This is a genomic window from Streptomyces sp. NPDC057702 (genome assembly GCF_042799315.1).
Lineage (GTDB): Bacteria > Actinomycetota > Actinomycetes > Streptomycetales > Streptomycetaceae > Streptomyces.
The window spans coordinates 51,332-73,995 of sequence record NZ_JBHVJC010000021.1 but is presented as its reverse complement, the minus strand read 5'-3'; the positions used below and the strand labels follow the sequence as shown (position 1 = coordinate 73,995).

At 73.2% G+C, this 22,664-nt stretch carries 22 protein-coding genes; 9 read left to right on the top strand and 13 right to left on the bottom strand.

Translation table 11 applies throughout. From position 1 onward, the window contains the following. The first annotated feature begins 16 nt into the window (after positions 1–16). On the top strand, positions 17–1,282 hold the full coding sequence (locus ACFVFR_RS17830; protein WP_383702537.1) for a nucleotide sugar dehydrogenase: 1,266 nt from the start codon (positions 17–19) through the stop codon (positions 1,280–1,282). 56 nt (positions 1,283–1,338) lie between these two features. Here the strand turns inward: ACFVFR_RS17830 and ACFVFR_RS17825 are convergent, their stop codons facing one another. Next, positions 1,339–1,572 carry a hypothetical protein gene (locus ACFVFR_RS17825; protein ID WP_383702535.1) on the bottom strand — a complete coding sequence of 78 codons (234 nt, stop codon included), beginning with the start codon at positions 1,570–1,572 and terminating at the stop codon, positions 1,339–1,341. 5 nt (positions 1,573–1,577) lie between these two features. Beyond that, entirely contained in the window at positions 1,578–2,282 is a 705-nt protein-coding gene (locus ACFVFR_RS17820) for a TNT domain-containing protein (RefSeq protein WP_383702533.1), read from the bottom strand. Between the two features lie 432 nt (positions 2,283–2,714). Here ACFVFR_RS17820 and ACFVFR_RS17815 point away from each other — a divergent pair, with 432 nt between their 5' ends. Further along, positions 2,715–3,542, top strand: a complete 828-nt coding sequence (locus ACFVFR_RS17815; protein ID WP_383702531.1) for a M23 family metallopeptidase — start codon at positions 2,715–2,717, stop codon at positions 3,540–3,542. Between the two features lie 98 nt (positions 3,543–3,640). Here ACFVFR_RS17815 and ACFVFR_RS17810 read toward each other — a convergent pair whose 3' ends face one another. Next, entirely contained in the window at positions 3,641–4,471 is an 831-nt protein-coding gene (locus ACFVFR_RS17810; RefSeq protein WP_383702529.1) for a serine hydrolase domain-containing protein, read from the bottom strand. A gap of 674 nt (positions 4,472–5,145) precedes the next feature. On the opposite strand from ACFVFR_RS17810, the gene ACFVFR_RS17805 reads away from it, so the two are divergent. Then, on the top strand, positions 5,146–5,424 hold the full coding sequence (locus ACFVFR_RS17805; RefSeq protein WP_383702527.1) for a DUF6233 domain-containing protein: 279 nt from the start codon (positions 5,146–5,148) through the stop codon (positions 5,422–5,424). 62 nt (positions 5,425–5,486) lie between these two features. On the opposite strand, the gene ACFVFR_RS17800 is transcribed toward ACFVFR_RS17805, so the two are convergent. Then, positions 5,487–6,971, bottom strand: coding sequence for an FG-GAP and VCBS repeat-containing protein (locus ACFVFR_RS17800; protein WP_383702525.1), 1,485 nt, complete (start codon positions 6,969–6,971; stop codon positions 5,487–5,489). Positions 6,972–7,214: 243 nt separating this feature from the next. Here ACFVFR_RS17800 and ACFVFR_RS17795 point away from each other — a divergent pair, with 243 nt between their 5' ends. Beyond that, the gene (locus tag ACFVFR_RS17795) at positions 7,215–7,601 is read left to right on the top strand and encodes a thiol-disulfide oxidoreductase DCC family protein (protein ID WP_383702523.1); all 387 of its coding nucleotides are present in this window, start codon (positions 7,215–7,217) and stop codon (positions 7,599–7,601) included. Positions 7,602–7,732: 131 nt separating this feature from the next. Here the strand turns inward: ACFVFR_RS17795 and ACFVFR_RS17790 are convergent, their stop codons facing one another. The 3 genes from ACFVFR_RS17790 to ACFVFR_RS17780 form a co-directional block, all read right to left on the bottom strand. Then, positions 7,733–8,545 (bottom strand): SAM-dependent methyltransferase, encoded by an 813-nt coding sequence (locus tag ACFVFR_RS17790; RefSeq protein WP_383702521.1) that lies wholly within the window; start codon positions 8,543–8,545, stop codon positions 7,733–7,735. Between the two features lie 115 nt (positions 8,546–8,660). Next, on the bottom strand, positions 8,661–8,876 hold the full coding sequence (locus ACFVFR_RS17785; RefSeq protein ID WP_383702669.1) for a DUF397 domain-containing protein: 216 nt from the start codon (positions 8,874–8,876) through the stop codon (positions 8,661–8,663). Positions 8,877–8,920: 44 nt separating this feature from the next. Further along, complete coding sequence (locus tag ACFVFR_RS17780) at positions 8,921–9,778, bottom strand: helix-turn-helix domain-containing protein (RefSeq protein WP_383702519.1); 858 nt, start codon at positions 9,776–9,778, stop codon at positions 8,921–8,923. Positions 9,779–10,022: 244 nt separating this feature from the next. On the opposite strand from ACFVFR_RS17780, the gene ACFVFR_RS17775 reads away from it, so the two are divergent. Beyond that, a complete protein-coding gene (locus tag ACFVFR_RS17775; protein ID WP_383702517.1) occupies positions 10,023–10,472 on the top strand; it encodes an ATP-binding protein in 450 nt (149 codons plus the stop codon). A 76-nt stretch (positions 10,473–10,548) separates the two neighbouring features. On the opposite strand, the gene ACFVFR_RS17770 is transcribed toward ACFVFR_RS17775, so the two are convergent. Continuing rightward, positions 10,549–11,610 carry an ATP-dependent DNA ligase gene (locus tag ACFVFR_RS17770; RefSeq protein ID WP_383702515.1) on the bottom strand — a complete coding sequence of 354 codons (1,062 nt, stop codon included), beginning with the start codon at positions 11,608–11,610 and terminating at the stop codon, positions 10,549–10,551. Between the two features lie 121 nt (positions 11,611–11,731). On the opposite strand from ACFVFR_RS17770, the gene ligD reads away from it, so the two are divergent. From ligD to ACFVFR_RS17755, 3 genes are read left to right on the top strand one after another with little or no spacing between them, the layout of a single operon-like run. Further along, positions 11,732–12,736, top strand: a complete 1,005-nt coding sequence (ligD, locus tag ACFVFR_RS17765; protein ID WP_383702513.1) for a non-homologous end-joining DNA ligase — start codon at positions 11,732–11,734, stop codon at positions 12,734–12,736. Positions 12,737–12,761: 25 nt separating this feature from the next. Continuing rightward, a complete protein-coding gene (locus ACFVFR_RS17760; protein WP_383702667.1) occupies positions 12,762–13,811 on the top strand; it encodes a PHP domain-containing protein in 1,050 nt (349 codons plus the stop codon). A gap of 31 nt (positions 13,812–13,842) precedes the next feature. Continuing rightward, positions 13,843–14,847: a Ku protein gene (locus tag ACFVFR_RS17755; protein ID WP_383702511.1), complete on the top strand. Its 1,005-nt coding sequence runs from the start codon at positions 13,843–13,845 to the stop codon at positions 14,845–14,847. A gap of 200 nt (positions 14,848–15,047) precedes the next feature. Here the strand turns inward: ACFVFR_RS17755 and ACFVFR_RS17750 are convergent, their stop codons facing one another. The 5 genes from ACFVFR_RS17750 to ACFVFR_RS17730 all read right to left on the bottom strand — a co-directional run bounded on the left by ACFVFR_RS17750 (position 15,048) and on the right by ACFVFR_RS17730 (position 20,406). Further along, positions 15,048–16,037 carry a zinc-dependent alcohol dehydrogenase family protein gene (locus ACFVFR_RS17750; protein WP_383702508.1) on the bottom strand — a complete coding sequence of 330 codons (990 nt, stop codon included), beginning with the start codon at positions 16,035–16,037 and terminating at the stop codon, positions 15,048–15,050. After that, the gene (locus tag ACFVFR_RS17745) at positions 16,034–16,948 is read right to left on the bottom strand and encodes a carbohydrate ABC transporter permease (RefSeq protein WP_383702506.1); all 915 of its coding nucleotides are present in this window, start codon (positions 16,946–16,948) and stop codon (positions 16,034–16,036) included. The genes ACFVFR_RS17750 and ACFVFR_RS17745 overlap by 4 nt, the downstream gene beginning before the upstream one ends. Beyond that, positions 16,945–17,910 carry a carbohydrate ABC transporter permease gene (locus ACFVFR_RS17740; RefSeq protein ID WP_383702504.1) on the bottom strand — a complete coding sequence of 322 codons (966 nt, stop codon included), beginning with the start codon at positions 17,908–17,910 and terminating at the stop codon, positions 16,945–16,947. Before ACFVFR_RS17740 ends, ACFVFR_RS17745 begins: the two co-directional genes overlap by 4 nt. Beyond that, positions 17,907–19,283 carry an ABC transporter substrate-binding protein gene (locus tag ACFVFR_RS17735; protein ID WP_383702502.1) on the bottom strand — a complete coding sequence of 459 codons (1,377 nt, stop codon included), beginning with the start codon at positions 19,281–19,283 and terminating at the stop codon, positions 17,907–17,909. Before ACFVFR_RS17735 ends, ACFVFR_RS17740 begins: the two co-directional genes overlap by 4 nt. 361 nt (positions 19,284–19,644) lie before the next feature. Continuing rightward, positions 19,645–20,406 carry a DeoR/GlpR family DNA-binding transcription regulator gene (locus tag ACFVFR_RS17730; protein ID WP_383702500.1) on the bottom strand — a complete coding sequence of 254 codons (762 nt, stop codon included), beginning with the start codon at positions 20,404–20,406 and terminating at the stop codon, positions 19,645–19,647. Between the two features lie 341 nt (positions 20,407–20,747). Between ACFVFR_RS17730 and ACFVFR_RS17725 the strand changes: the two genes are divergently transcribed. Continuing rightward, entirely contained in the window at positions 20,748–22,586 is a 1,839-nt protein-coding gene (locus tag ACFVFR_RS17725) for a hypothetical protein (RefSeq protein ID WP_383702498.1), read from the top strand. Positions 22,587–22,664 lie beyond the last annotated feature (78 nt).

The following is a 22,664-nucleotide window of genomic DNA, read 5'->3' as shown; positions in this document are numbered from 1 at the left end:
CCAGGAGGATCGATCCGTGAGCAGCAAGATCGCGATACTCGGCCAGGGCTACGTCGGCCTGCCCCTCGCCGTGCGGGCAGCCCGCGCCGGACACCACGTGGTCGGGTACGACATCGACGACGACCGGGTCAAGCGGCTCGCCGCCGGTGAGTCCTACGTCGAGGACGTGCCCGGCGCGGAGCTGACCGCGCTGCTGGCGGCCGGCAGCTACCTGCCCACCACCGACGCCACCGACCTCGACGGCTTCGACGTGGCCGTCATCACCGTCCCCACACCGCTCAAGGACGGGGTCCCGAACCTGTCCTACGTCGAGGACGCCGCGCGATCGCTGGCCACCCGGCTGCGGCCCGGGGTCACGGTCGTCCTGGAGTCCACCACGTACCCGGGCACCACCGGCGAGCTGGTGGGGCCGATCCTGGAGGACGGCTCCGGGCTGGTGGCGGGCGAGGGCTTCTTCCTCGGCTACAGCCCCGAGCGCATCGACCCCGGAAACCCCGTCTGGCACCTGGGCAACACGCCGAAGGTGGTCTCCGGCGTGAACGAGGCGTCCCTGGCCGCCGTGCGCGGCTTCTACGACTCGATCACCGAGACGACCGTGCCGGTACGCACCCCCGAGGTCGCCGAGCTGTCGAAACTGGTGGAGAACACCTTCCGGCACGTGAACATCGCCCTGGTCAACGAGATCGCCATGTATGCCCACGAGTTGGGCATCGACGTGTGGGAGGCGCTGGACGCGGCGGCCTCCAAGCCGTTCGGCTTCATGCGGTTCACGCCGGGCCCGGGCGTCGGCGGGCACTGTCTGCCGGTCGACCCGGAGTACCTGTCCTGGCGCGTCCACCGCACGCTCGGCCGCCGGTTCCGCTTCGTGGAGTTGGCCAACCACATCAACAGCCACATGCCCGACCACGTGGTGCAGCGACTGCTGCTCGCCTTCAACGCCCGCCGCCGCCCGCTCAACGGGGCACGGGTGCTGCTGCTGGGCCTGGCGTACAAGGCCAACACGGGTGACGCCCGTGAGTCGCCCGCGCTCAGGGTCGCCGAGCTGCTGATCGACCTCGGCGCCGAGGTGTACGCGGCCGACCCGCACGTCGTGGAGTCGGTGACGGTGGACAGCTCGCTGCGTCGAGTGGACTTCGGGCCGGCCGAGTTGGCGGCGGCGGACGCGGTGGTGCTGCTGACCGACCACGACGCGTTCGACTACCAGGCCATTCCCGAGCACGCGCCCTATGTGCTGGACTGCCGCCGCCGGCTGGCGCCGAGCGCGTCGGTGGACATCCTCTGACGCCGCCGCCCGTGCCCGTCGGGTGTCCGACCGGCGACGGCCGGACACCCGACGGGTCAGGTCAACAGCCCCAGCAGGTGGGCGCAGGCGCTCGCCTCGTCCGCGTGCTCGGCGATGACCTCGCTGGCGCCCCGTTCGTAGGCGCCGACCTGCCAGCCGCCACCGTCACCGGTCCGCAGGAACAGGTGGTCGGTGGGGGTGGGGACGGGCTCGTGGACGCCCTCGATCCAGTAGTAGTCATCCCCCACCCGCGCCGCGCGCAGGGCCTCGCGCAACGCGCGACGGTCCACGCCGGCTACCGCTTCACCGAGGCGAGGTAGCCGTGGTCGAGCAGCCACTTCACGTTCAGCCGCTGCCCCTGTCCCGGGTCCACCAGGGCCGGATCGAGCTTGATCTGCTGGCCGCCGCCCGGCTGCTCGAACCAGGGCGCGATCTTGCCCTGCCAGACGGTGAACCGCTTGGTGACCTTGTACACGTGGTAGTCGCAGGGGAAGGCGGCGTCCCGGGTGTTGAGGTTCTGCGGCGGCAGGGCCCGCTTGGCGTAGCGGTCGCCGGCGGGCGCGAGGTAGCCGCCGTACTCGGAGCCGAAGCGGTCGAGCCGCTGGCCCGGGCGCAGGTCGGCACGGCGCTTGTCGACCTTGCCGTTGACCTCGGCGAAGCCGTCGTTGGGCGGGTACTTCCAACCGCCCTGGTCCGCCGGGCCCTCCCAGTACTTCCTGAGGAAGGCGTCCGGGGAGAGCGTGCCGGTGCGGTGGTACCCGAACACCAGCGGGCCCACGGGGAACTGCAACAGGTTCGGCAGCCGCTCCGGGCCGAGCCGGGCGTCGCCCTGGTAGGCGCCGGTGCACGGCTGCCGCCACTGCTCGTTGACGCTGGCCGGCGCGGCGGTGCGGCGGTGCGTCGCCCGCTCCGGTGCCGACGGTGTCGCGCTCGCGGTGGGCATCGCCACCACGATCACGGCGGTGCTCAGCGCGCTGGCGATAGCGCCCCTGCGGTTCATTCGGATCTCCTCGTATGGCGTGGTTGGCCGTCGTGTTGACTGCCCGTCAGGCTCGATGCGCATCGTAAAGGATCAGTTGCCCAGGGCGATAAGGCGTCGGACATCGCACCCGGTACGTCCCCGTATATGGCGCCCGCTCCCCTGCGCGTTCACCTTCGGGCGAGGTGCCGGACGCCGACCGGGCGCCTGGCACCGGCTCGCGCGGCAGGCGAGCCGGGGTGGGGCCCGGGTCCGACGCGTCCCGTTCGCGTCCCGTTCGGGCGAACGCCGCCGGAACCTGACGCGGCGGCCAGCGGTCGGCCGGGAGGCGGGTGTGCCGCGTGGGGTGCGCACCGCCGCGCGCCGGTGGTACACGTGATCGACGCCGCCCGGAGCACGCCGCCCGGACGGCGCGGTGTCGGTCTCCCCGGTTTCGACGAAGGAGTCATCTCGATGCACCACAGCCGCTTGCGCACGTTGTCACTCCTGATGCCCGCACTGCTCGCGATCGCCGGCCTCCTCGGCGCGCCCGCGCGGGCCGCCGGGCCGTCCACGGCCCCGGGCGAGGGTGTCCGGCTGGCCGCGACGCCCTCCTTTCGCGCGCCGTTCCCCTGTGGCCAGAAATGGACCTACAGCCACCACTCCGCCGAGGTGCGGCGGGCGTTGGACTTCGTGCGCGCGGACGGCGGTTCGACGGCCGGCACCCCCGTCCTGGCCTCCGCCGGCGGCACGGCCACCCGGATGTCCCAGCCCGACGGCGCCGGCAACTACATCGTCATCGACCACGGCGGCGGCTGGCGGACGTACTACTTCCACCTCGCCTCCTTCTCCGTGCCCAACGGCGCCTCGGTCGGCCAGGGCCAGCAGATCGGCGTGACCGGCAGCACCGGCAACTCCTCGGGCGCGCACATCCACTACGAGCAGCTGCTGAACGGCGTGGGGCAGAACATCGTCCTCAACGGCTCCGCGCTGCCCTACCCCTCGCAGTACCACCAGTCGTACCTGACCAGCGACAACGGCTGCGGCGGTGGCGGCGCGAACTTCCGCACCTGGGGCTCGGACATCCGCGTGCGCGCCGACGCCTACCTGAACTCGCCGGTCGTGGGGGCCCTGGCCGGCCCGACCAACGTCACCGTCGTCTGCCAGAAGCAGGGCAGCACCGTCAGCGCCGAGGGTTACACCCACAACTGGTGGAGCAAGCTCCGCGACCAGGGCGGGTTCGTCTCCACCATCTACATCGACCACCCGGCGGCCCAGCTGCCCGGCGTACCGATCTGCTAGCCGGGCGCCCCGCGTGCTCGTGCCGCCGAGTGACGCGCGTCCATCTGGGGCCCGTCACGGTCCGCCGGCCGTGGCGGGCCCCGCGCGCGGCGTCGGCCTCACCCGGCCGCGGGGCGGGTCAGGCGGCGTACGCCCTCGGCGTCGGTGTCCGCGGGCGAGCCGCCCAGGCGGTGCACGAGGACCCACCGCCCGTCCGGCAGCGCACCGGCGAACACGGAGGCATCGCGTGTGGCGCCGTTGTGCCAGGTCACGTCCTTGGCGTGGCGCCAGGTCGGGGCCGGGTCCCCCAGGGCGCGGTCCACGAGAAGTCCGGTCACCAGCTGGGCCGCGGCGCGCGGAGTGGCCCACATCCCGCCGGCGGGCAGGATCGCGCCGTCCATGGTCCACGTCCCACGTGGCCGGCCGAAGAGCCCGGCGGCACGCAGGGCCCGGCCCGCCGGCGGGCGCACGGCCATCTCCTCGATACCCAGCGGGTGCGTGACGTGGTCGCGGACGACCTGCTCGTAGGGTTGGCCCGTCGCGGCGACCAGCGCCGCTCCCAGCACGGCGTAACCGAGGTTGGAGTACTCCTCCCGGGCTCCGGCCGGGCTGTCGGCCAGTGTGTCCAGCCGGCCCAGCACCCTGTGCAGCGCCGCGTCGTCGAAGGTGGCGTACGGGTCGCGGCCACCGAGGCCGGGGGGCAGCCGGGGCAGTCCCGAGGTGTGTTCGGCCAGATGCCGCAGGGTGATGCCGGTGTCCGGCGGCGCCGGCAGCCACCGCTCCACGGGGTCCGCCAGGTCGAGCGTCCCGGCCGCCGCCAGGCGCGTCAGGGCGGTGCCGGTGAGCACCTTGGTCAGGGAGCCGATCTCCACGTACCGGTCCGGGTCGTGCCCGTGGCTCACGCGCGGCGGGCCGTCGTCGCCGAGCACGCAGGTGGGTGGGTGACGCACGGTGGGGGCTCCTTCCGGGGCGGGCCGTCGGCGGGCCGCCCGAGTCGCGCGGGAGGTCGGCCCGCCTCGCCCACCCGGGCCGGGCGGACGCGCGCGCCGCCGCGCGCGAAACCCACGGTACGGGGGCGTGCCACGCGCCTGGGCCAGGAACCGGCCAGAGCGCACGGCCCGTTCGGGCCCAGGCCGCGCGCCTCGCGGGGCCCGGCTCCGTGTCGGCCGCGCCATCCCGTCCGCCGGCCGCCTCCGGTGCGCGCCGGCGCGGTGGTACGCGGGAGGCGTGGCCGGTCGGCGCCGTGACGGGGTCGGCGGGGCCCGACGGGCCCACGAACACGGCCTACTCCCCCACCGCGCGCGGCCGCGACGGTATGGCGCGCACCCTGCTGCCCTCCCTCCCGTACGCCCGCGCGCACGCGGCGCACCACGCGCCCGGGACCTCGTTCCACGACCCGCTGGCCGTCGATCCGCTCGCCCGCGGCCTACGCCGTGCGAGGGCTGCCCCTGGGCGGCCGGGCCTGCGTGGTGGCCCAGCCGGGCGTGTACCGCGCGTAGCTGGCCGAATCACCCGAGGCCGCGCACGCACTTTTTTGTAGGTACTTGATCGGTCCTCCGTCAGCCACAAGCATCGCTCTCATGCGCCGATGTCAACGTGTCGTCTGACCGGGAGGGGCGTACCCATGCATGTCGAGGAGGACGCGGGAGCGGGCTGGTGGCGGGTCCACGAGTCCGCGGCGTACGCGGCGGATGGCGGCCGGCTGGTGCTGCACCGCGATGTGTGTCGGGCCGCCGCACCGTGCGCGGACCTGGTGACGACCGAGGCCGCGCTGGCCCTGCTCGCCACGCCCGGCACCCGGCCCTGCCCACACTGTGACCCCGAACGCGCCCTGGGCCACGGCGCATTGGGCGACGCGGGCATGGCCACCCGGCCCCCGGCGGCGGCCAGGTCCGCGCCCTGACCCGACTCCGGACCGGCCCGGGCGCGGGCGGCGGGGCGGCCCGTGTCGCGCCGAGCGGGGTTTCAGCCGCCCAGGCCGCGCCCGAACTCCAGGCCACGGGTGGGCGCCGGCAGGTGCAGGCTGGCGGCGCTGTAGCCGACCCCTGTGACGGTCCCGCCAGCGGTGGTCCAGGACAGTGACCAGACGCGGCCGTCGCCCCCGTCCTCGCCGGGCGCGGCGGCGTGCAGGTCGCCGCGCCCGTCACCGTCGGTGTCGCGCAGCACCACCTTCGCGCCAAAGGCGTCCTGGGCCTCGCCGCTGCCGGGCACGCCGGGGGTGTCCTGGTGGACCGCGTGCGCGCGGTCGGCCCGCAGCCCGGCGGGCGAGCCGTACAGCAGCGTGACGCGGCCCGCGCCGGCCGTGGCCCCGCTGGCCTCCCCCGGCGCGCCGACCGCCAGGTCGTCGTACCCGTCGCCGTCGACGTCGGCGGCCGAGACCGCGTGTCCGAAGGCGTCCTCGCGCTCGCTGTCGCCCGCGCCGCCGCCCGGTACGCCCGGCGTCTCCTGGCTGAGGTCGGCGGGCGCCCGGTCCCCGGCCGGGCCCTGCGGGCCCCCGTACAGCACCCGTACGGTGCCGCCCACGCCGCCTGCCACGGGGTACCGCGGCTCCCAGTCCTCGTCGTCGGGGCCGACGCTGCGGGCGCCGCCCATGGCCAGGTCGGTGTAGCCGTCCCGGTCGAAGTCGCCGGCGGCGACGGTCTGGCCGCCGGTCTCCCGGTGCCAGGCGCTCGGGCGGGTGAGGCCAGTGGGCGTGCCGCGCAGCAGGGCGGTGCCGTTGCCCTCGGTGCCGAGCCAGGGTGCGGCCACGTCGTCGCGCCCGTCACCGTCGACGTCACCGACGGCCAGTCCGACCACGCTGCTGAAGTGCGTGATCCCGGTGTCGGCGACGCGGGTGGGGGGCGCCGGAGTGCGGCCCGGCGCGAACGGGCCGCGCGCCAGGGCGAGGGTGTCCAGCTCCTCGCCGTCGTTGGCGGTGACGATGTCCCACTGCCCGTCGCCGTCGGTGTCGGCCACCGCCAGGCCGCGTCCCCCGAGGCCCCCGTAGGCCGTGCCGCCGGACAGGGTGGTGACCTTGTCGATGCCGCCCGCCGCGCCCCACAGGATGACGACGCGTCCGGCGTCCTCGTACGGACCGTCCTCGCCGGGCGCGGCGACGACGAGGTCGGCGTAGCCGTCCCGGTCGAGGTCCGCGCTGGCGTGCTGGGCGCCGAACCGGTCGAAGGGCTCGGGGGCGCCGGGCACCGCGGGGCCGGCCTGACTGACCGTCCAGCGGCGCGCGGTCGCGGGTCCGGTCGCCGAGCCGGGCACGACGGTGACGTATCCGGCTTGCGTACGGCCCTCGACGGTGCCGTTCGGGACGCCGACCACCACGTCCCGGAAACCGTCGCCGTTGATGTCGTAGGGCGCGGCCGGGGCCCGGGCGGCGGCGTGCCCGGCCGGCGCGGTCAGGGCGGCGGTGGCCACGAGGGCGGACAGGGCCGTGGTCAGGGCGAGGGAGCGCGGGTGCATGGGTCCTCCGGGCGTCGCGTGTTCAGCTCACCGATACCGTGCCGTCAGACAGGGTTGAGCTGCCGGTCACACGAGTGGACCGCCCGCCACTGCCTCGGGTTGTACGGAGGTCACGGTTGCGCCCGTCGGCCCGCCCGCGCGGGGCGCGGCCGACCCGGGCCGAGGGCCAGGGACCGAACCGGCCCGCCCGGGGGGGGCGGCCCCCGGTCACGGGGCCGGGGGCCGGCGAGGCATGATGGGCTCATGCGGACCCGACCTGTGCTGATCTACGACGGTGACTGCGCCTTCTGCACCCGTTGCGTGACCTTCGCCGAGCGCCGTGTCCGGCCCCGCTGCGAGGTGCTTCCCTCGCAGTTCGCCGACCTCGCGGGCCTGGGCACCACGCGGGCCAGGGCCGAGCGCGAGGTGTTGTGGGTGACGCCGAGCGGCGCCGTGTACGGCGGCGTGCGGGCGATCGCCAAGGCGCTGCTGAGCGCCGGCGGTGGCTGGGCCCCGCTGGGCGCGCTGCTGAACCTGCCGCCGCTGCGCTGGGTCGGCCACGCCGTCTACCGCCTGGTGGCCAACCATCGCCATCAGATGCCGGGCGGCACCGCGGCCTGCGCCCTCCCGCGTCGCGCGGCCACGCGCTGAGCGCCGCGCGTGGGCCCGACGCCGCGCGTACGCCGGCTGGTCCCGAGCACGCCGAGAGGACGCCCGCCACCCCCGAGGCGGGCGTCCTCGTCCGAGTGGGAGCGCGGCGCGCTCCCGGTGCGGTGGCGCGGTTACGGCTTGCGCGCCACCCCGGCGTACAGGGACACGTCGGCGTCCGTGACGCTCCCGTCGGTCTCGGCGTCGGGCCGCCACCGGTGGGGCACCTCCACGCCGGGCTCGACGAGTTCCAGGCCGGTGAAGAACCGTTCGACCTCGACACGCGAGCGGGTCTGGGCGGGGATGCCACCGCGGTGGTAGATGTCCACCACCCGGGCCCACACGTCGGGCGCGAAGTCCGACGTGACGTGCGAGAGCACCAGGTAGCTGCCCGGGGCCAACGCCGCGACCAGACGCTCGACCAGCTCGTACGCGTGGAACTCGTCGGGTACGAAGTGCAGCAGCGCGTTGAGCGAGAGCGCGACGGGCTGGCTCATGTCGAGCGTCTCGCGTAGCTCCACCGCCGAGAGGATCTTCTCCGGCTCGCGCACGTCCGCGTGGATGTAGGCGGTACGTCCCTCGCGGGTGCTCCGCAGCAGCGCCTGGGCGTGGGTCAGCACGATGGGGTCGTTGTCGGCGTAGACCACCCGCGCGTCCGCGGCCACGCCCTGGGCGACCTGGTGCAGGTTGGGCTCGGTGGGGATGCCGGTGCCGACGTCCAGGAACTGCCGTACCCCCGCCGCCGCCAGGTACCGGGTGGCCCGGTGCATGAAGCGGCGGTTGGTGCCGGCGCAGGTCTTGATGCCGGGGTTGATCCCGATGACCGTCTCGGCCGCCTGCTGGTCCACCTCGTAGTGGTCCTTGCCACCGAGGTAGTAGTCGTACATGCGCGCCGGATGCGGCTTGCTGGTGTCGATCCGGCCCGCTGCGCGACCGACTTCGGCCATCTGTTCCTCCGGTTCCTGGTGCTGTCGCCACCGCGGCGGTCGAGGGCTGCGTCGCGGTGATGGGGACGCTGGTGCGAGTGGTGCGAGTAGTGCGGGGTGGTGTCGTGTTACGCCGTCAGGTGAGGAGGAAGTCCGCCTGGCCGCCCTTGGCGCCGTGCAGGAACTGCTCCATCTCGCGCACGGTGTAGATCAGCGCGGGACCGTCGGGATCGGTGGACTGTCGCAGCGCCACCCGCCCGTCGGCCAGCTTCATGACCTCGACGCAACTGCCGCCGTTGGGGCCGCTCCACGGCTTGCGCCAGCCCTCGCTGCCGAGATTGCTGGCGGGCATGCCGTTGTAGACGTGGTCGGTGTCTGCCACGGATTTGTTCACGGTCAGAGCTCCTTGCGAAGGTCACCGAGGAGGGCCTCAGTGCGTGGTGCTGGGACGGCCTGGGTGCCCATGCGGTCGAGGGCCTCGAGGTAGGCCGCCACGTCGGCGCGTTCGTCGAGGTAGGAGGCGCTGGTCAGGCCCTCGCTGTAGACGACGTCGGGCAGTTCCGGCACCCGGAACCTGAACAGCTGGAAAGGGCCGAACATCCCCGGGTGCGGCCCCGCGCTGAACGGAACGATCTGCAGCGTCACGTTGGGCAGTTCCAACGCCTCGACGAGTCGGTCGATCTGACCCCGCATCACCTCGGCGCCGCCGACCGGACGGCGCAGCACCGTCTCGTCCACGATGGCCCACAGCCTCGGTGCCTCGGGCCCGGTCAGGAGCTGCTGACGCTCCATCCGCAGCGCCACGCGACGGTCGATCTCCTCGTCGTCGGCGTGCGGGAAGCCGACGCGCAGCAGTGCGCCGGCGTACTCGGGAGTCTGCAACAGGCCGGGGACGAAGTGCGGTTCGTAGGCCCGGATGAGGCTGGCCGCGCCCTCCAGGCTGACGTAGAGGCTGAACCAGTCCGGCAGTACGTCGCGGAAGCGGTGCCACCAGCCGGGCTGGTTGGCCTCCTCGGCCAACTCCAGGAAGGAGCTGACCTCCTCGTCCGCGAGACCGTAGGTGCGGAGCAGCTTTTCCACGTACGGCAGCTTCAGACCGACCTCGGCCTTCTCCATACGCCGCACCGTCGTCTGATTGACGTGCAGCGCCTTCGCCGCCTGCTCGTACGAGACCTCGGCCTTCTCCCGAAGGTCACGTAGCCGCATGCCGAGGACTATCTGCCCAACGGTCGGGGCAGATCGCGCCTCACCCACATCCCACCTCCGCACGTGGCTTGTTCCCAGCAGTGTGCCACGGTTCGGCTGACACCAACAGACTGCGCTCGCTATTCTGCATTTCGCATAATGCCCCGTGCTGACTGAGTGAGGCAGCGATCATAGAGACGTGGCCACCCTTCGCATCGCGGTCGCGGCTCGGCGACCCTAACGAGTCGCGGGCGCCCTATGTTCCTCCCCACGACCCACCTCCCCCCGCAAGGCACCTGGAAGGCGAACGGCCGTGATCGCTCCTGAAATGACGCCCTTCCCCGTGTCGTCCAGCACCCTGGACGCGCCCTACGACCAGGCGTTTCACCTGCCGGCCGAGCGCTCGGCCGTCGCCGACGCCCGGCATCGCGTGCGGAGTTGGCTCACCTATCAGCACGTATCCGAAGACGCCCGGAACATGGCGCAGTTGGTCATATCCGAACTGTTCACCAACGCCGTCGTGCACACCACCAGCACTTCCATATCCTGCGTCCTCCAGGCGATACCGGGGCAGTTGCGCATAGAGGTCCGCGACCAGGGCGGAAGCGCTACCCGGCCCACCCCCCGGGACGCGGCGGCCGGTGACGAGAACGGGCGGGGGTTGCTGCTGGTGGAGATGCTCGCCGACACCTGGGGCGTGGTGTTCGGCGAACGGGGCGAGGGGCGCACGGTGTGGGCGGCGCTTCCGGCGCACTCCGCCTGACGCTCCGCTCCACACCGGCTCCCCCCGCTCACGGCTGCCACCCCCGGCGGGCCGTGGGCGACGCGACGGGGGCGTCCTACGCGCCGAGCACCCGGGTCAGGTCGTAGCTGATGGGCTCCTCCAACTGGGCGTAGCCGCAGCTCCCGGGGGACCGGTCGGGCCGCCAGCGGCGAAAGCGCGTCGTGTGCCGGAACCGGTCCCCCTCCATGTGGTCGTACGCCACCTCGCAGACCTGCTCCGGGCGCAGCGGCACCCAGGTCAGGTCCTTGCCGCCGCTCCAGCGACTCGGAGCGCCGGGCATCCTGCTGTGGGCGTGGGCGCTCTCCTCGCCCCACTGCGCCCAGGGGTGGCCTTGGACGTCGGCCATCCGCAGGGGCGCCAACTCTTCCATCAGCGCCTCGCGTTGACGCATGGGGAAGGAGGCGCACACTCCCACGTGCTGGAGCCGGCCGTCGGCGTCGTAGAGGCCGAGCAGCAACGAGCCGACGACGGGGCCGCTCTTGTGCGGACGCAGCCCGGCCACCACGCAGTCGGCCGTGCGCTCGTGCTTGACCTTGACCATGACCCGCTCCCCCGGCCGATAGGGAAGATCAGGCCGTTTCGCGATGACGCCGTCGAGCCCGGCCCCCTCGAACTGCTCGAACCACGCGCGGGCCAGGCCGAGGTCCGTGGTGGCGGGGGCGAGGTGGACCGGGGGCCTGGCCTCGCGCAGGGCGTCGGCGAGGGCGGCGCGGCGCTCGGTGAAGGGGGCCGCCAGCAGCGAGTGGTCGGCGAGCGCCAGCAGGTCGAAGGCGACGAGGCTGGCCGGGATCGTCTCGGCGAGCGTGCGGACCCGGGAGGCGGCCGGGTGGATACGGCTGAGCAGGGCCTCGAAGTCGAGCCGGTCCGCTCGGGCGATGACGATCTCGCCGTCGACGACACAGCGCTCGGGCAGGTTGGCCCGCAGCGCCTCGACCAGTTCGGGGAAGTAGCGGGTGAGGGGCTTGCCGGTGCGGCTGCCCAGCTCCACCTCGGCCCCGTCGCGGAAGCAGATGGCGCGAAAGCCGTCCCACTTGGCCTCGTAGCTCATGTCGGGCGGAATCCCCGCCGCCGCCTTGGCCAGCATCGGCCGTACGGGCGGCATCACCGGAAGGTCCATGGTCTGGATTGTGCGGCCCCGCCACGGCCTCCGCCCGCCGAGCACGGCGCCCCGCCGCCGGCCCCGGGCGTCGGGGCGGCGTCGACGGGCGGGCTGGCGGTCGGCGGCCTAGCGTGGCCGCATGGCAGAGGCCCTGGAGATCACGGTCGGTGAGCGCACGGTGCGGGTCTCGCATCCGGACAAGGTCTACTTCCCCGAGCGGGGGTTCACCAAGGAGGACGTGGTCCGCTACTACCTCGCCGTCGGCCCCGGCGTCCTGCGCGCGCTGCGCGACCGGCCGACGACCCTGGAGCGCTACCCGGACGGGGTAGCCGGCGAGTCGTTCTTCCAAAAGCGGGCGCCGCGCAACCTGCCGCAGTGGATTCCGACGGGTCGGATCGCCTTCCCCAGCGGCCGGCACGCGGACGAGATCTGCCCCACCGAGGTGGCGGCCGTGGCCTGGGCGGCCAACCTGGGCACGCTCACCTTCCACCCCTGGCCCGTACGTCGCAGCCACACCGAGCACCCCGACGAGCTGCGCATCGACCTCGATCCGCAGCCGGGGACGGACTACGAGGACGCGGTGCGCGCGGCCCACGAGCTCCGCGAGGTGCTGGACGGCCTCGGGCTGCGCGGCTGGCCCAAGACCTCGGGCGGCCGGGGGCTGCACGTCTATGTGCCCATCGCGCCACAGTGGACGTTCGTGCAGGTCAGGAGGAGTGCCATCGCGATCGGTCGGGAACTTGAGCGGCGGGCTCCGGATCGGGTGACGACCGCCTGGTGGAAGGAGGAGCGGGGCGCGCGGATCTTCGTGGACTACAACCAGACCGCCCGGGACCGCACCATCGCCAGCGCCTACTCGCTGCGGCCGAGGCCCCATGCCCCCGTCTCGGCGCCGCTGCGCTGGTCGGAGGTCGCCGACGCCCGACCGCGCGACTTCGACCTGGCGACCATGCCCGCCCGCTACGCCGAGCTCGGTGACGTCCACGCGGACCTGGACACGCACGCCTTCCCGCTCGACGCGGCCCTGGAGCTGGCCGCGCGGGACGAGCGCGAGCACGGGCTCGGCGACCTGCCCTACCCACCCGACCATCCCAAGATGGCGGGCGAGCCCAAGCGGGTGCGGCCCAGCCGAGCGAAGCACTAGCGGGGGTGGGAAGGAGGCGGTGCCCGTGGAACCGGTGGCGGCCCTGGAGCGGATCGCGTTCCTGCTGGAGCGCGCGGATGCCGAGACCTATCGGGTACGGGCCTTTCGGACGGCCGCCGCGGCCCTGGTCGAGCTGGGCGGGGACGGGGTGCGACGCCGGGCGGCGGCGGGGACGCTGCGGTCCGTCCGGGGGCTCGGGCCCAAGACGGTCGCCGTCGTCGAGCAGGCGTTGGCCGGCGAGGAGCCCGAGTATCTGCGCACGCTCTCCAGTGCGGCGCGGCAGCCGCTGGCGACGGGGGGCGAGCGGCTGCGAGCCACGCTGCGCGGCGACTGTCACCTGCACTCCGACTGGTCCGACGGCGGCAGCCCGATCGAGGTGATGGCGCGCACGGCGGCCGACCTGGGCCACGCGTGGGCCGTGCTCACCGACCACTCGCCCCGGCTCACGATCGCGGGCGGACTCAGCGCCGAGCGGCTGCGCGAGCAGCTCGCGGTGGTGGACGACCTGCGCGCCGGCCTCGCGCCCTTCCGGCTGCTGACGGGTATCGAGTGCGACATCCTCGACGACGGGTCGCTGGACCAGGACCGCGAGCTGCTGGACGAGCTGGACGTGGTGGTGGCCTCCGTCCACTCCAAGCTGCGGATGGACGGCGCGGCGATGACCCGACGCATGGTGCGGGCGGTCGGTGATCCGCTGGTGGACGTGCTCGGGCACTGCACGGGGCGGCTGGTGACCGGGCGGGGGCGACCCCCCTCCGACTTCGACGCCCGGGCGGTGTTCGCCGCCTGCGCCGCGTCCGGCACCGCGGTGGAGATCAACTGCCGCCCCGACCGTCTCGACCCGCCGCGCGCGCTGCTGCGCGAGGCGGTGGCGGCCGGCGTGCTCTTCGCGATCGACACCGACGCGCACGCGCCGGGCCAGTTGGACTGGCTGGACTACGGCTGTGCGCGCGCCGCCGCCTGCGGCGTGCCGCCCGAACGGGTGATCAACACCTGGACGGCGCGACAGCTCACCGACTGGACGCGTACCCGCAAGCCACCCGCCCACGCTGCCGCCGGACGATCGCGGACATAGGGTGGATATCCCACCAGAAGGGGTCAGCGTCATGCGCTCGATGTGGAAAGGGGCCATCGGCTTCGGGCTGGTGTCGATCCAGGTGAAGCTCTATCCGGCCACCGAGGAACACGGAGTCCGACTGCACCAGGTGCACGCCGCCGACGGCGGGCGCATCCGGATGAAGCGCGTCTGCGAACAGTGCGGGCGACAGATCGACTACGCGGACATCGCCCGGGGGTACGAGGACGTCGACGGCCGCACGGCGGTGCTCACCGAGGACGACCTGACCCAGTTGCCCCTGCCCAGCAAGCAGCTCATCGACGTCATCGCCTTCATCGACGCGGACGCCGTGGACCCGCTGCGGCTCTCGCGCGCCTACTACGTGGGGGCCGACTCGACGGCGGCGGCCAAGCCGTACGTCCTGCTGCGGGAGGCGCTGGTGGACAGCGGCCGGGTGGCGGTGTCCAAGGTCGCGCTGCGCACCCGCGAGTCGCTGGCCATCCTGCGGGTGCACGAGGACGTGCTGGTGCTGCACACCATGCACTGGCCCGACGAGATCCGCGCCGCCAGCGGACTCGCCCCCTCCGACAAGGTCACCGTGCGGCCCCAGGAACTGAAGATGGCGACGTCCCTGATGGACACCCTCTCCGAGGACTTCGACCTGGACTCGCTACACGACGACTACCAGTCCGCGCTCGACGAACTGGTCACCGCCCGACTCGAGGGCAAGGCCCCGCCCTCGGGTGAGGAGGCCGAACCGCCGCCGGACAACGTCGTGGACCTGATGTCCGCGCTCCAGGCGTCGATCGACGCGCGTGCGGAACCGGAGGGCGGACGCGGCGGCAAGAGGGCCGCCGGATCGGGCACCGGGAAGGGCACGGCGCGCAAGAAGTCCGCCAGTTCCAAGGCCGGCTCCGGCTCCGGCACCAGCCGTACGACCAAGGCGGCCGCGAAGAAGAGCGCGGCACCGAAGTCCGGGCGTACGACCAAGACCGCGAAGTCCGCCCAGCCCAAGGCGGCGGAGCGCTCGGCCGGCCGGCGCAAGCACGCCTGAGCCAGGCGCCCTCCGTCGCGAGCCCCTCGGAGCCCGACCGCGCACGCCGAGGCCCGCGCCGGGCGAGCGTAGAGGCGGGCGCGGGTCGGGGACGGGCCGCGCGGGGGACGCGGCCTCGTCCCCGGTGGACGCGGCCGGGGGTGGGCATGCCCCGGCCGCCTCGTCGGATGTCCACGGGAGAGGCACTCGGTGCGTGTGCTCTACGGCACCACCACGATCTTGCGACCCACACCGGCGCGGAACTGCTCCAGCGCCCGCGGGTAGCTCTCCAACGGCAGGCGGTCGCTGATGAACACGGCGGGGTCGAGCACCCCGGCGGCGAACAGGTTCGCCGCCCGTTCGTAGCTGTGCAGCACCGCCATCGAACCGGTGATGGTGATCTCCTGGTTGTAGATGCGGTAGGGCTCGATGGTCGCGGTGGTGGCGTAGTCGGCCACACCGAACTGCAGAAAGGTTCCCGCCTTGGCGACCCGCCGCAGGCCGTCCTGGATGGCCTCGGCGTGTCCGGTGGCGTCGATGACCACGTCCCAGCCGCGCGGCTGGTCCAGTTCCCGCGCGCCGGCCGCCGCGCGGGAACAGCCGAGCGCGCGGGCGGTGGCCAACCGGTCCGGGTTGAGGTCGAGGACATCCACGCTGGCGGCGCCGGTGCGCTTGGCCAGTTCGAGCATCATCAGGCCCATGGTGCCGCTGCCGTAGATCAGCACCTCGGCGCCCAGGTGGTTGTTGAGTACGTCGTAGCCGCGTACGGCGCACGAGAGGGGCTCGATGAGCGCGGCGTCCTGGAGGGAGACGTGGTCGGGCAGCTTCACGCAGTTGCCGACCGGCGCCAGGGCGTACTCGGCGGCGCCGCCGGCGACCGAGACGCCGATGGCGTTCCAGTTGTCGCACAGGTTGCCGCGCCCGCTGCGGCAGTAGCGGCACGCCTGGCAGTACAGGGAGGGGTCGACGGCCACCCGGTCGCCGATCGCCAGTTCGCTCACCTGGCTGCCGAGGCCGACCACCTCGCCGGCGAACTCGTGGCCGGGCACGATCGGCAGGGTCGGCGCGAACTCCCCCTCCAGAATGTGCAGGTCCGTTCCGCACAGGCCGCAGGCCGCGACGTCCACGACGACCTCGCGCGGCCCGGGGGTGGGATCGGGAACGGTTGTCACGGTGACCTTGCCGACGGACTCGATGAGCGCGGTCCTCATTTCACTGCTCCTAGCGACAGGCCCTGGACGAGCTTGTCCTGGGCGGCGAACCCGGCGGCGAGCACCGGGAGGGAGATCACGACGGACGCGGCGCAGACCTTCGCCAGGAACAGGCCCTGGCTGGTGATGAAGCTGGTGAGGAAGACCGGCGCGGTCTGCGCCCGGACACCGGTCAGCACACGGGCGAAGAGCATCTCGTTCCAACTGAAGATGAAGCAGATCAGCGAGGTGGCGGCGATGCCGGGGCCGGCGACCGGGGCGATGACGCGGGTCAGGATGGTGCGCAGCGGCGCCCCGTCGAGCTGTGCCGCCTCGATGATCGCCACCGGGACGTCGGCCAGGAAGGACTGCATCATCCACACCGCGATCGGCAGGTTCATGGAGGTGTAGAGGATGACCAGCAACCAGATGTTGTCCAGCAGGCCGGTGTTCCTGGCGAACAGGTAGACCGGCAGCAGCCCGGCGACGACCGGCAGCATCTTGGTGGAGAGGAAGAAGAACAGCACGTCCGTCCACGTACGTACCGGTCGCAGCGACAGCGCGTACGCGGCGGGCAGCGCGAGCACCAGCACGAGCAGGGTGGAGCAGACGCTGGCCGTCAGGGAGTTGATCAGCGGGGGCCAGGGGCTGGCACCGCCGTCGGTACCGAAGAAGGTGCGGTAGCCGTCCCAGGTCAGGGAGGCGCCGAGGGCGGGCGGGTTGGTCGCCGCGTCGGACTCCGAGTGCAGGGAGGTGAGCACCATCCAGGCCACGGGCAGGAAGAAGAGGACACCGACCAGCCAGGCGAGCAGGCCGAGCGCGGCTCCCCGGCGTCGGGCCCGGCGTCGCGGGCCGGCCGGTGCGGGGCGCCGGGGGGCCGGCGCCCGGGGCGCGGGGGTCGCGGTGGCGTCGGCGGGAGCGGTGGCGGTCATCGGCGGGACGCCTCCTCGGTGAACAGCGACGAGACCACCCGCAGCGCGAAGGTCGCGATGATGATCGAGCCGATGACGACGAGCACGCCGGCCGCGGACGCCTGGCCGTACTCGTGGGCCTGGTAGAAGGTCTGGTAGATGGTGTACGGCAGGTTGGCCGTGTCCAGGCCACCCGCGGTGATGGTGAAGACCGCGTCGAAGTTCTGCACGATGTACACCGAGCCCAGCAGCACGCCGAGCTCCAGGTAGCGACGCAGGTGCGGCAGGGTGAGGTAGCGGAAGATCTGCCAGTTGCCCGCGCCGTCGATGCGTGCCGCCTCGATCATGTCGGTGGGGCGGCTCTGCAACCCCGCCAGCAGGATCAGCATCATGAACGGTGTCCACTGCCACACCAGCGATGCCTCGACGGCCAGCAGCGGCATGTCCGTGACCCAGTCCGGCTGGGGCGGACTGTCGTCCCCAAAGCGCGCGGCCACCCAGGTCAGGGCGCCGTTGAACAGGCCGTACTCGGGGTTGTAGAGGACGTGCTTCCACAACAGCGCGGCGGCGACCGGGACGATGAGGAACGGCGCGATGAGCAGGGTACGCACCACGCCCCGGCCCCGGAACTCGCGGTCGAGCAGCAGGGCGAGCAGCAGGCCGAGGACGAGGCTGGCCAGCACGACGCTGGCGGTGAGCACGGCCGTGGTGAGCACCGACTCGCGCAGCGCGGCGTCCTCGGCGGCGTGCCGGTAGTTGCTCAGTCCGGTGAAGTGCCGCGCGTCGGGGTCCAGCGAGTTCCAGTCGAAGAGCGAGATCACCAGGGTGGCCACGAAGGGCAGTTGGGTGACGGCGATCAGGAAGACCAGGGCGGGCAGCAGGGGCGCGCGCGTCGCCCACACCTTCAGGCGGTGGGGCGGCTGTGGGCGTGCGGCCGGTGTGGGGGTGGCGGGGGCTCGTGGTCCGGTGGTGGGCGCGCTCATCGGTCCCGGTACTCCTGACCGACCCGCTCGGCCATTCGCTGGGAGGCGCGCAGCGCCTGGCGCACCGACTGTCGGCCGGCGATCGCCGAGCTGATCTCCTGCGAGACGCGGGTGCCCAGGTCGGTGAACTCGGGGATGCCGACGAACTGGATACCGGCGGTCGGTCGCGGCTGGACGCCCGGGTCACGCGGCCTGGTAGCGGCGATGGAGCGGTGGGTGACGTCGGCGAACGCGCCGGCCGCGGAGCGGTACTCGGGTCGGGCGTACGTCGAGGCGCGTTTGCCCGCCGGCACGTTGGCCCAGCCGCTCTCGCGTCCCACCAGCGCCTCGTATTCCTTGCCGGAAGCCCAGGAGATGAACTCCCAGGCGTCGTCCGCCTTGGTGGACGCCTTCTGCAGGCCCCAGGCCCAGGTGTAGAGCCAGCCGGAGTCGGCGGTCCTGTTCACCGGCGCCCTGACGTATCCGATCTTTCCCTTGACCGGGGACTTTGTCTCTTCCAGGGTGCCGGCCGCGGCGGTGGCGTCGTACCACATGGCGCTCTTGCCCTGGGTCATGTTGTTCAGGCATTCGGCATATCCCGACTGCGCGGCACCCGACTGTCCGTGTTCGCGTACCAGGTCGACGTAGAACTCGGTGGCCTCGACGAATTCCGGCGAGGTGAGTCGGGCTTTCCAGTCCTTGGTGAACCAGGTGCCGCCGAAGGTGTTCACCACGGTGGTCAGTGGCGCGGTCAGCTCGCCCCAACCGGGCAGTCCGCGCAGGCAGATGCCCTTCATGCCGGGCCGCGCGCCGTCGGTCCTCGCGGCGATGTCGGCCACCTGCTCCCAGGTGGGTGCGGCGGGCATGGTCAGACCGAGCTCGGCGAGGACGTCCTTGCGGTACATCAGGAAAGAGGACTCGCCGTAGAACGGCTCGGCGTACACCTTGCCGTCGTCGGCGGTCAGCGACTGGCGCACCGGCGCCAGAATGTCGCGCTGGTCGAAGGCGGTGTCCCGGGCGAGATAGGGGCCCAGGTCGCGTAGCCAGCCGTGTGCGGAGAAGAAGGGCACCTCGAAATTGCTGATGGTGGCGACGTCGTACTGGCCCGCCTGGTGGGAGAAGTCCTGACTTATCTTGTCGCGGACGTCGTTCTCCGGCAGCACGGTGAAGTTCACCTTGATTCCGGTCTTCTTGGTGAAATGCCGCTTGGTCAGTTTCTGTAACTCCGTCATCTGCGGGTTGTTGACCATCAGCACGTTGATGGCATCGCCCCCGAAGAGCGAGGAGCCGCCTGCGCCGGCGTACCCCTCGCATCCGGTGCACGCCGCGACGAGCGCCCCCGCCGAGGCGGCGGCGAGCAGTGCGCGGGCGCCGCGGCCGGTGTGGCTGGACATGGGTTCTCCCCGTGATCGGTGAGCTGGGTGGCTGTGCGGGGCCCTGGGTCGGGCCCGGGTGGGCCGGCGGCTCGCGGCGCGCGAGGGGCCCCGCGCTCGCCGTGCGACCGGAGGCCGACGGGGTGAGCGGGCTGGGGCCAGGCGCGCTGGCGCGTGGGCACGGGCACCGTGGTGGTGGGTCGCGCGCGGGTGCGTGGGCGCGGGATGGTGGGGGGTCGGTGTGGGGTCAGGCGTCTCCGGTGGGGTCGGGGTCGGTGGGCGCCGTCGTCCCGGCCGACGGGGCGCGGGCGGCCGGTCCGGGCCGGCCGGTTGGCCGGGGGCTCCGGTCGTTACGGGGGCCGTCGGCCACGGTGCGGTGCGGTCAGACGCGGAGCACCTGGGGCCCGAGGAGGGCGTAGCGGTGGGCCTCGGCCAGCGGGAGCCCGGTGTCGGTGATGATGACCTCGAACTCGTGGGCCTCGGCGAAGCGACAGAAGCTGACGGCGCCGAACTTGGTGTGCACTCCGGCGAAGATGCGCCGCCGGGCGACGCGCATCACCTGGGCCTTGACCTCGCTGACGGCCGGGTCGGGGGTGGTCAGTCCGTACTGCCGGGAGATGCCGTTGGCACCGATGAACGCCAGGTCGATCACGAATCCCTGCAGCATGTGGGTGGTCCAGTGGCCGACGGAGGCCAGTGTGCTGCCACGGACCCGGCCGCCGAGCAGGAGCACGGTGATCCGGTCGCTGACCGCCAGGCCGCTCGCGGTGGCCAGCGACGAGGTGATGACGGTCAGGGGCCGCTCGCGGGGCAGGGCCTGGGCTATGAGCTGGGGCGTGAACCCCTCGTCGACGTAGACCGTCTCCGCGTCGCCGACCAGGGCGCCGGCGGCAGCGGCGATCCTGGACTTCTCCGCGACGTGCATGGTGGTACGAAAGGCGAGAGTCGTCTCGTAGCCGGCGCTCTCCACGGGATAGGCGCCGCCGTGCGTGCGGCGTAACAGGCCCCGGTTCTCCATCGCGTGCAGGTCACGCCGAACGGTCTCCTTGGACACCCCGAGCTTGTCCGCGAGCTCCGTCACGACGACGGAGCCGGTGTGGCGAGCCAGTTCGAGGACCGTGCGCCGGCGTTCCTCTGCGTCCACTGTGTCTCTCCATCTGACGTGCCGCACTGCCCGTTCGGGCAGCTCCTGATCAGATTTCTACAAGGGGAGTTGGCATGAGACCAGGTCGGGCACCGGATCTCTCCTGACCGTCTCTGCCCGGTTAGCTCCCCGGAAACCCCCAGGCCAACGGTGTTTTCACGACACCGACCGGGGGTTGCCACTGCCCGTTTCCGGGCAGCAACATGACCGGATTACCCCCGGTTGGTGGAACAGGAATGCCCACTGCCGCCCGCTACGGCACATCCACCCCGGGCCACGGCACTGTGTGCGAGCCGGCCGGCGAGCCCCGGCGGGACGGCCGGAGCGGATACGGTGCTGTCATGGCAAACAACGGGGCAGGTGCGGCGAGCGAGTCGGGATACGCCCTGCTCATCGCGGCGGGTCCAACGGGCAGGCAACGGGCGATGGACACGGCCGCCGCGCTGCCGCCGCTGGCGGCCGTGGCACCGACGGTGCTGCTGGGCGTGACGGGCGGCGCCCAGGTGGTGCAGCTCGTCGATCCCGACGAGCCGCACACCGTGCTGACCCACCTGCGTACGGCCGCCGCGCACCCGGGGCCCGTACTGGTCTATCTCGTGGGCCAGTTGACGCTGGACGCCAAGCAACACCTGCCGCATCTGGCGCTGGCCCGCACGACGCCCAAGACGGCCCGGTACACCGCGCTTCCCTGGCACTGGCTGCTCTCGGAACTGGGCCACCGGCCGGCCGGGGCCACCACCGTCTTCGCCGACCTGGCGGCCGACGAGGCGGCCTGGCCCCGGTTGACCGTCGCGCACCTGGCCACCGGCCTCGCGCTGTACGGCTGCGTCGCTCCCCCGCCGCGCCGGCGTCAGCTCAACACCCCGCACTACACACGGGCGTTGGCGGCGACGTTGCGCGCCGTGGCCTCCCGCCCCCCGCTGGCGCAGTTGCACCAGCACGCGGCCGAGCAGGCCGGACTCGACCAGGGCCGGACCCTGCTCCTGGCGTCGGAGGAAGGCGGATCGGCCGCCCCGGACCTCGGGAGCCTGGCCGCGCTGCCGCCAGTGCCCCGCGAGGCGGCGACGCCGACGGACCCGACATGGCCGACGGACGGCACGGCGCCGGCAGTCGGGACGCACGCGTGGGCGCCGCCGGGGGCGCCCCCCGTGCCCGGCGCGCCGGGCACGGGGCTGCCCCCGGTCCCGGGCTTCCCGATGGCCACACCCGCCCCGCGGTCGCCGCTACCAGCGCCACCCACGCACCAGACACACCTGGCCATCGCCGAAGCGCCCGCGCCCTCCGTCGGCGGTTCCGTTTCACCGCCGTCCGTGCCCGGGCCGGGCACCGAGCCCGACGCCACGCCGGCTCCGACGCCCGCACCCCACCAAGATCACGTGGCGTCGGAGTCCGCCGGCTCACCCGGTGTGCCACCGGAGACGGCACCGGAGACGGCTGGCGACGTACCGGTGCCGTCGGCCTCCCCGGCGCCGTCGACCGAGACCGCCGACACGTCGATCTGGCCGGCGGACGGCCCACCCGAGCTTCCGGTTCCGGATGTTCGGGCGCAGGAGCCACCTTCGCCCCTCGCGGCCAAGGCGGCCGTGGCGGACCGCGCGGCCGGATCGGCGGCGACGGTGCCGGCCGCGACCGTCGAGCCCGATCCGTCCGCCCTGTCGGCTGCCACCGCCGCCGAGGCGACCCCGAGACCGCCGTACGACCCCGGCCCGCCTCCCGCGTACGCGCCGGGGCCGGCGGGCGGCACGGTGGTGCACGATCCGCACGGCGCGATACTGGAGGCGGCTCACGCGGGGCGGCACAGCGAGGCGGCGGCGATGGCGGCGGCCTGGGAGCAGGAGGCGTTCCGCTCGGCCGGTCCCGACTCCCCGCAGGCCCTGCACTGGCTTGAGGTGCGCGCGGATCTGGCCCGACTCGCGGGCGACCCGGCGCGGGCCTGCGAACTGTGGATGGCCGCCGCCACCACGCGCCTGGGCGCGGGCCAACCGGCGGACCAGGCCGACGTGGAGGGAGCCGTCGACCGGGCGCACCACCAGTGGCAACACGTCGAGGACCTGCTGCGGGCCCGGTCGCTGGCCGCCGAACTGGTGACCCTGCGCACCCGCGTACCGGGGCGCAGGCCCGGCGCCCTGGGCGCTATCGAGGCGAGGCTGGCGACCCTGCGCGGCGCCCGCGCGAACTGAGGGTCGACCGGCCCTCGCCCGCGCGCCGGACCGCCGGACGCCCGGCGGCGGCGCGAGAGAGCGGCACCCGCGTCCCGT

What these genes read in the sequence shown, in the direction of transcription:
- ACFVFR_RS17740 (WP_383702504.1), bottom strand. Translation starts at nt 17,910, where the DNA reads ATGAGCGCGCCCACCACCGGACCACGAGCCCCCGCCACCCCCACACCG.
- ACFVFR_RS17795 (WP_383702523.1), top strand. Translation starts at nt 7,215, where the DNA reads ATGCGGACCCGACCTGTGCTGATCTACGACGGTGACTGCGCCTTCTGC.
- ACFVFR_RS17725 (WP_383702498.1), top strand. Translation starts at nt 20,748, where the DNA reads ATGGCAAACAACGGGGCAGGTGCGGCGAGCGAGTCGGGATACGCCCTG.
- ACFVFR_RS17755 (WP_383702511.1), top strand. Translation starts at nt 13,843, where the DNA reads ATGCGCTCGATGTGGAAAGGGGCCATCGGCTTCGGGCTGGTGTCGATC.
- ACFVFR_RS17750 (WP_383702508.1), bottom strand. Translation starts at nt 16,037, where the DNA reads ATGAGGACCGCGCTCATCGAGTCCGTCGGCAAGGTCACCGTGACAACC.
- ACFVFR_RS17785 (WP_383702669.1), bottom strand. Translation starts at nt 8,876, where the DNA reads ATGCCCGCCAGCAATCTCGGCAGCGAGGGCTGGCGCAAGCCGTGGAGC.
- ACFVFR_RS17745 (WP_383702506.1), bottom strand. Translation starts at nt 16,948, where the DNA reads ATGACCGCCACCGCTCCCGCCGACGCCACCGCGACCCCCGCGCCCCGG.
- ACFVFR_RS17770 (WP_383702515.1), bottom strand. Translation starts at nt 11,610, where the DNA reads ATGGACCTTCCGGTGATGCCGCCCGTACGGCCGATGCTGGCCAAGGCG.
- ACFVFR_RS17820 (WP_383702533.1), bottom strand. Translation starts at nt 2,282, where the DNA reads ATGAACCGCAGGGGCGCTATCGCCAGCGCGCTGAGCACCGCCGTGATC.
- ligD (WP_383702513.1), top strand. Translation starts at nt 11,732, where the DNA reads ATGGCAGAGGCCCTGGAGATCACGGTCGGTGAGCGCACGGTGCGGGTC.
- ACFVFR_RS17815 (WP_383702531.1), top strand. Translation starts at nt 2,715, where the DNA reads ATGCACCACAGCCGCTTGCGCACGTTGTCACTCCTGATGCCCGCACTG.
- ACFVFR_RS17735 (WP_383702502.1), bottom strand. Translation starts at nt 19,283, where the DNA reads ATGTCCAGCCACACCGGCCGCGGCGCCCGCGCACTGCTCGCCGCCGCC.
- ACFVFR_RS17805 (WP_383702527.1), top strand. Translation starts at nt 5,146, where the DNA reads ATGCATGTCGAGGAGGACGCGGGAGCGGGCTGGTGGCGGGTCCACGAG.
- ACFVFR_RS17790 (WP_383702521.1), bottom strand. Translation starts at nt 8,545, where the DNA reads ATGGCCGAAGTCGGTCGCGCAGCGGGCCGGATCGACACCAGCAAGCCG.
- ACFVFR_RS17800 (WP_383702525.1), bottom strand. Translation starts at nt 6,971, where the DNA reads ATGCACCCGCGCTCCCTCGCCCTGACCACGGCCCTGTCCGCCCTCGTG.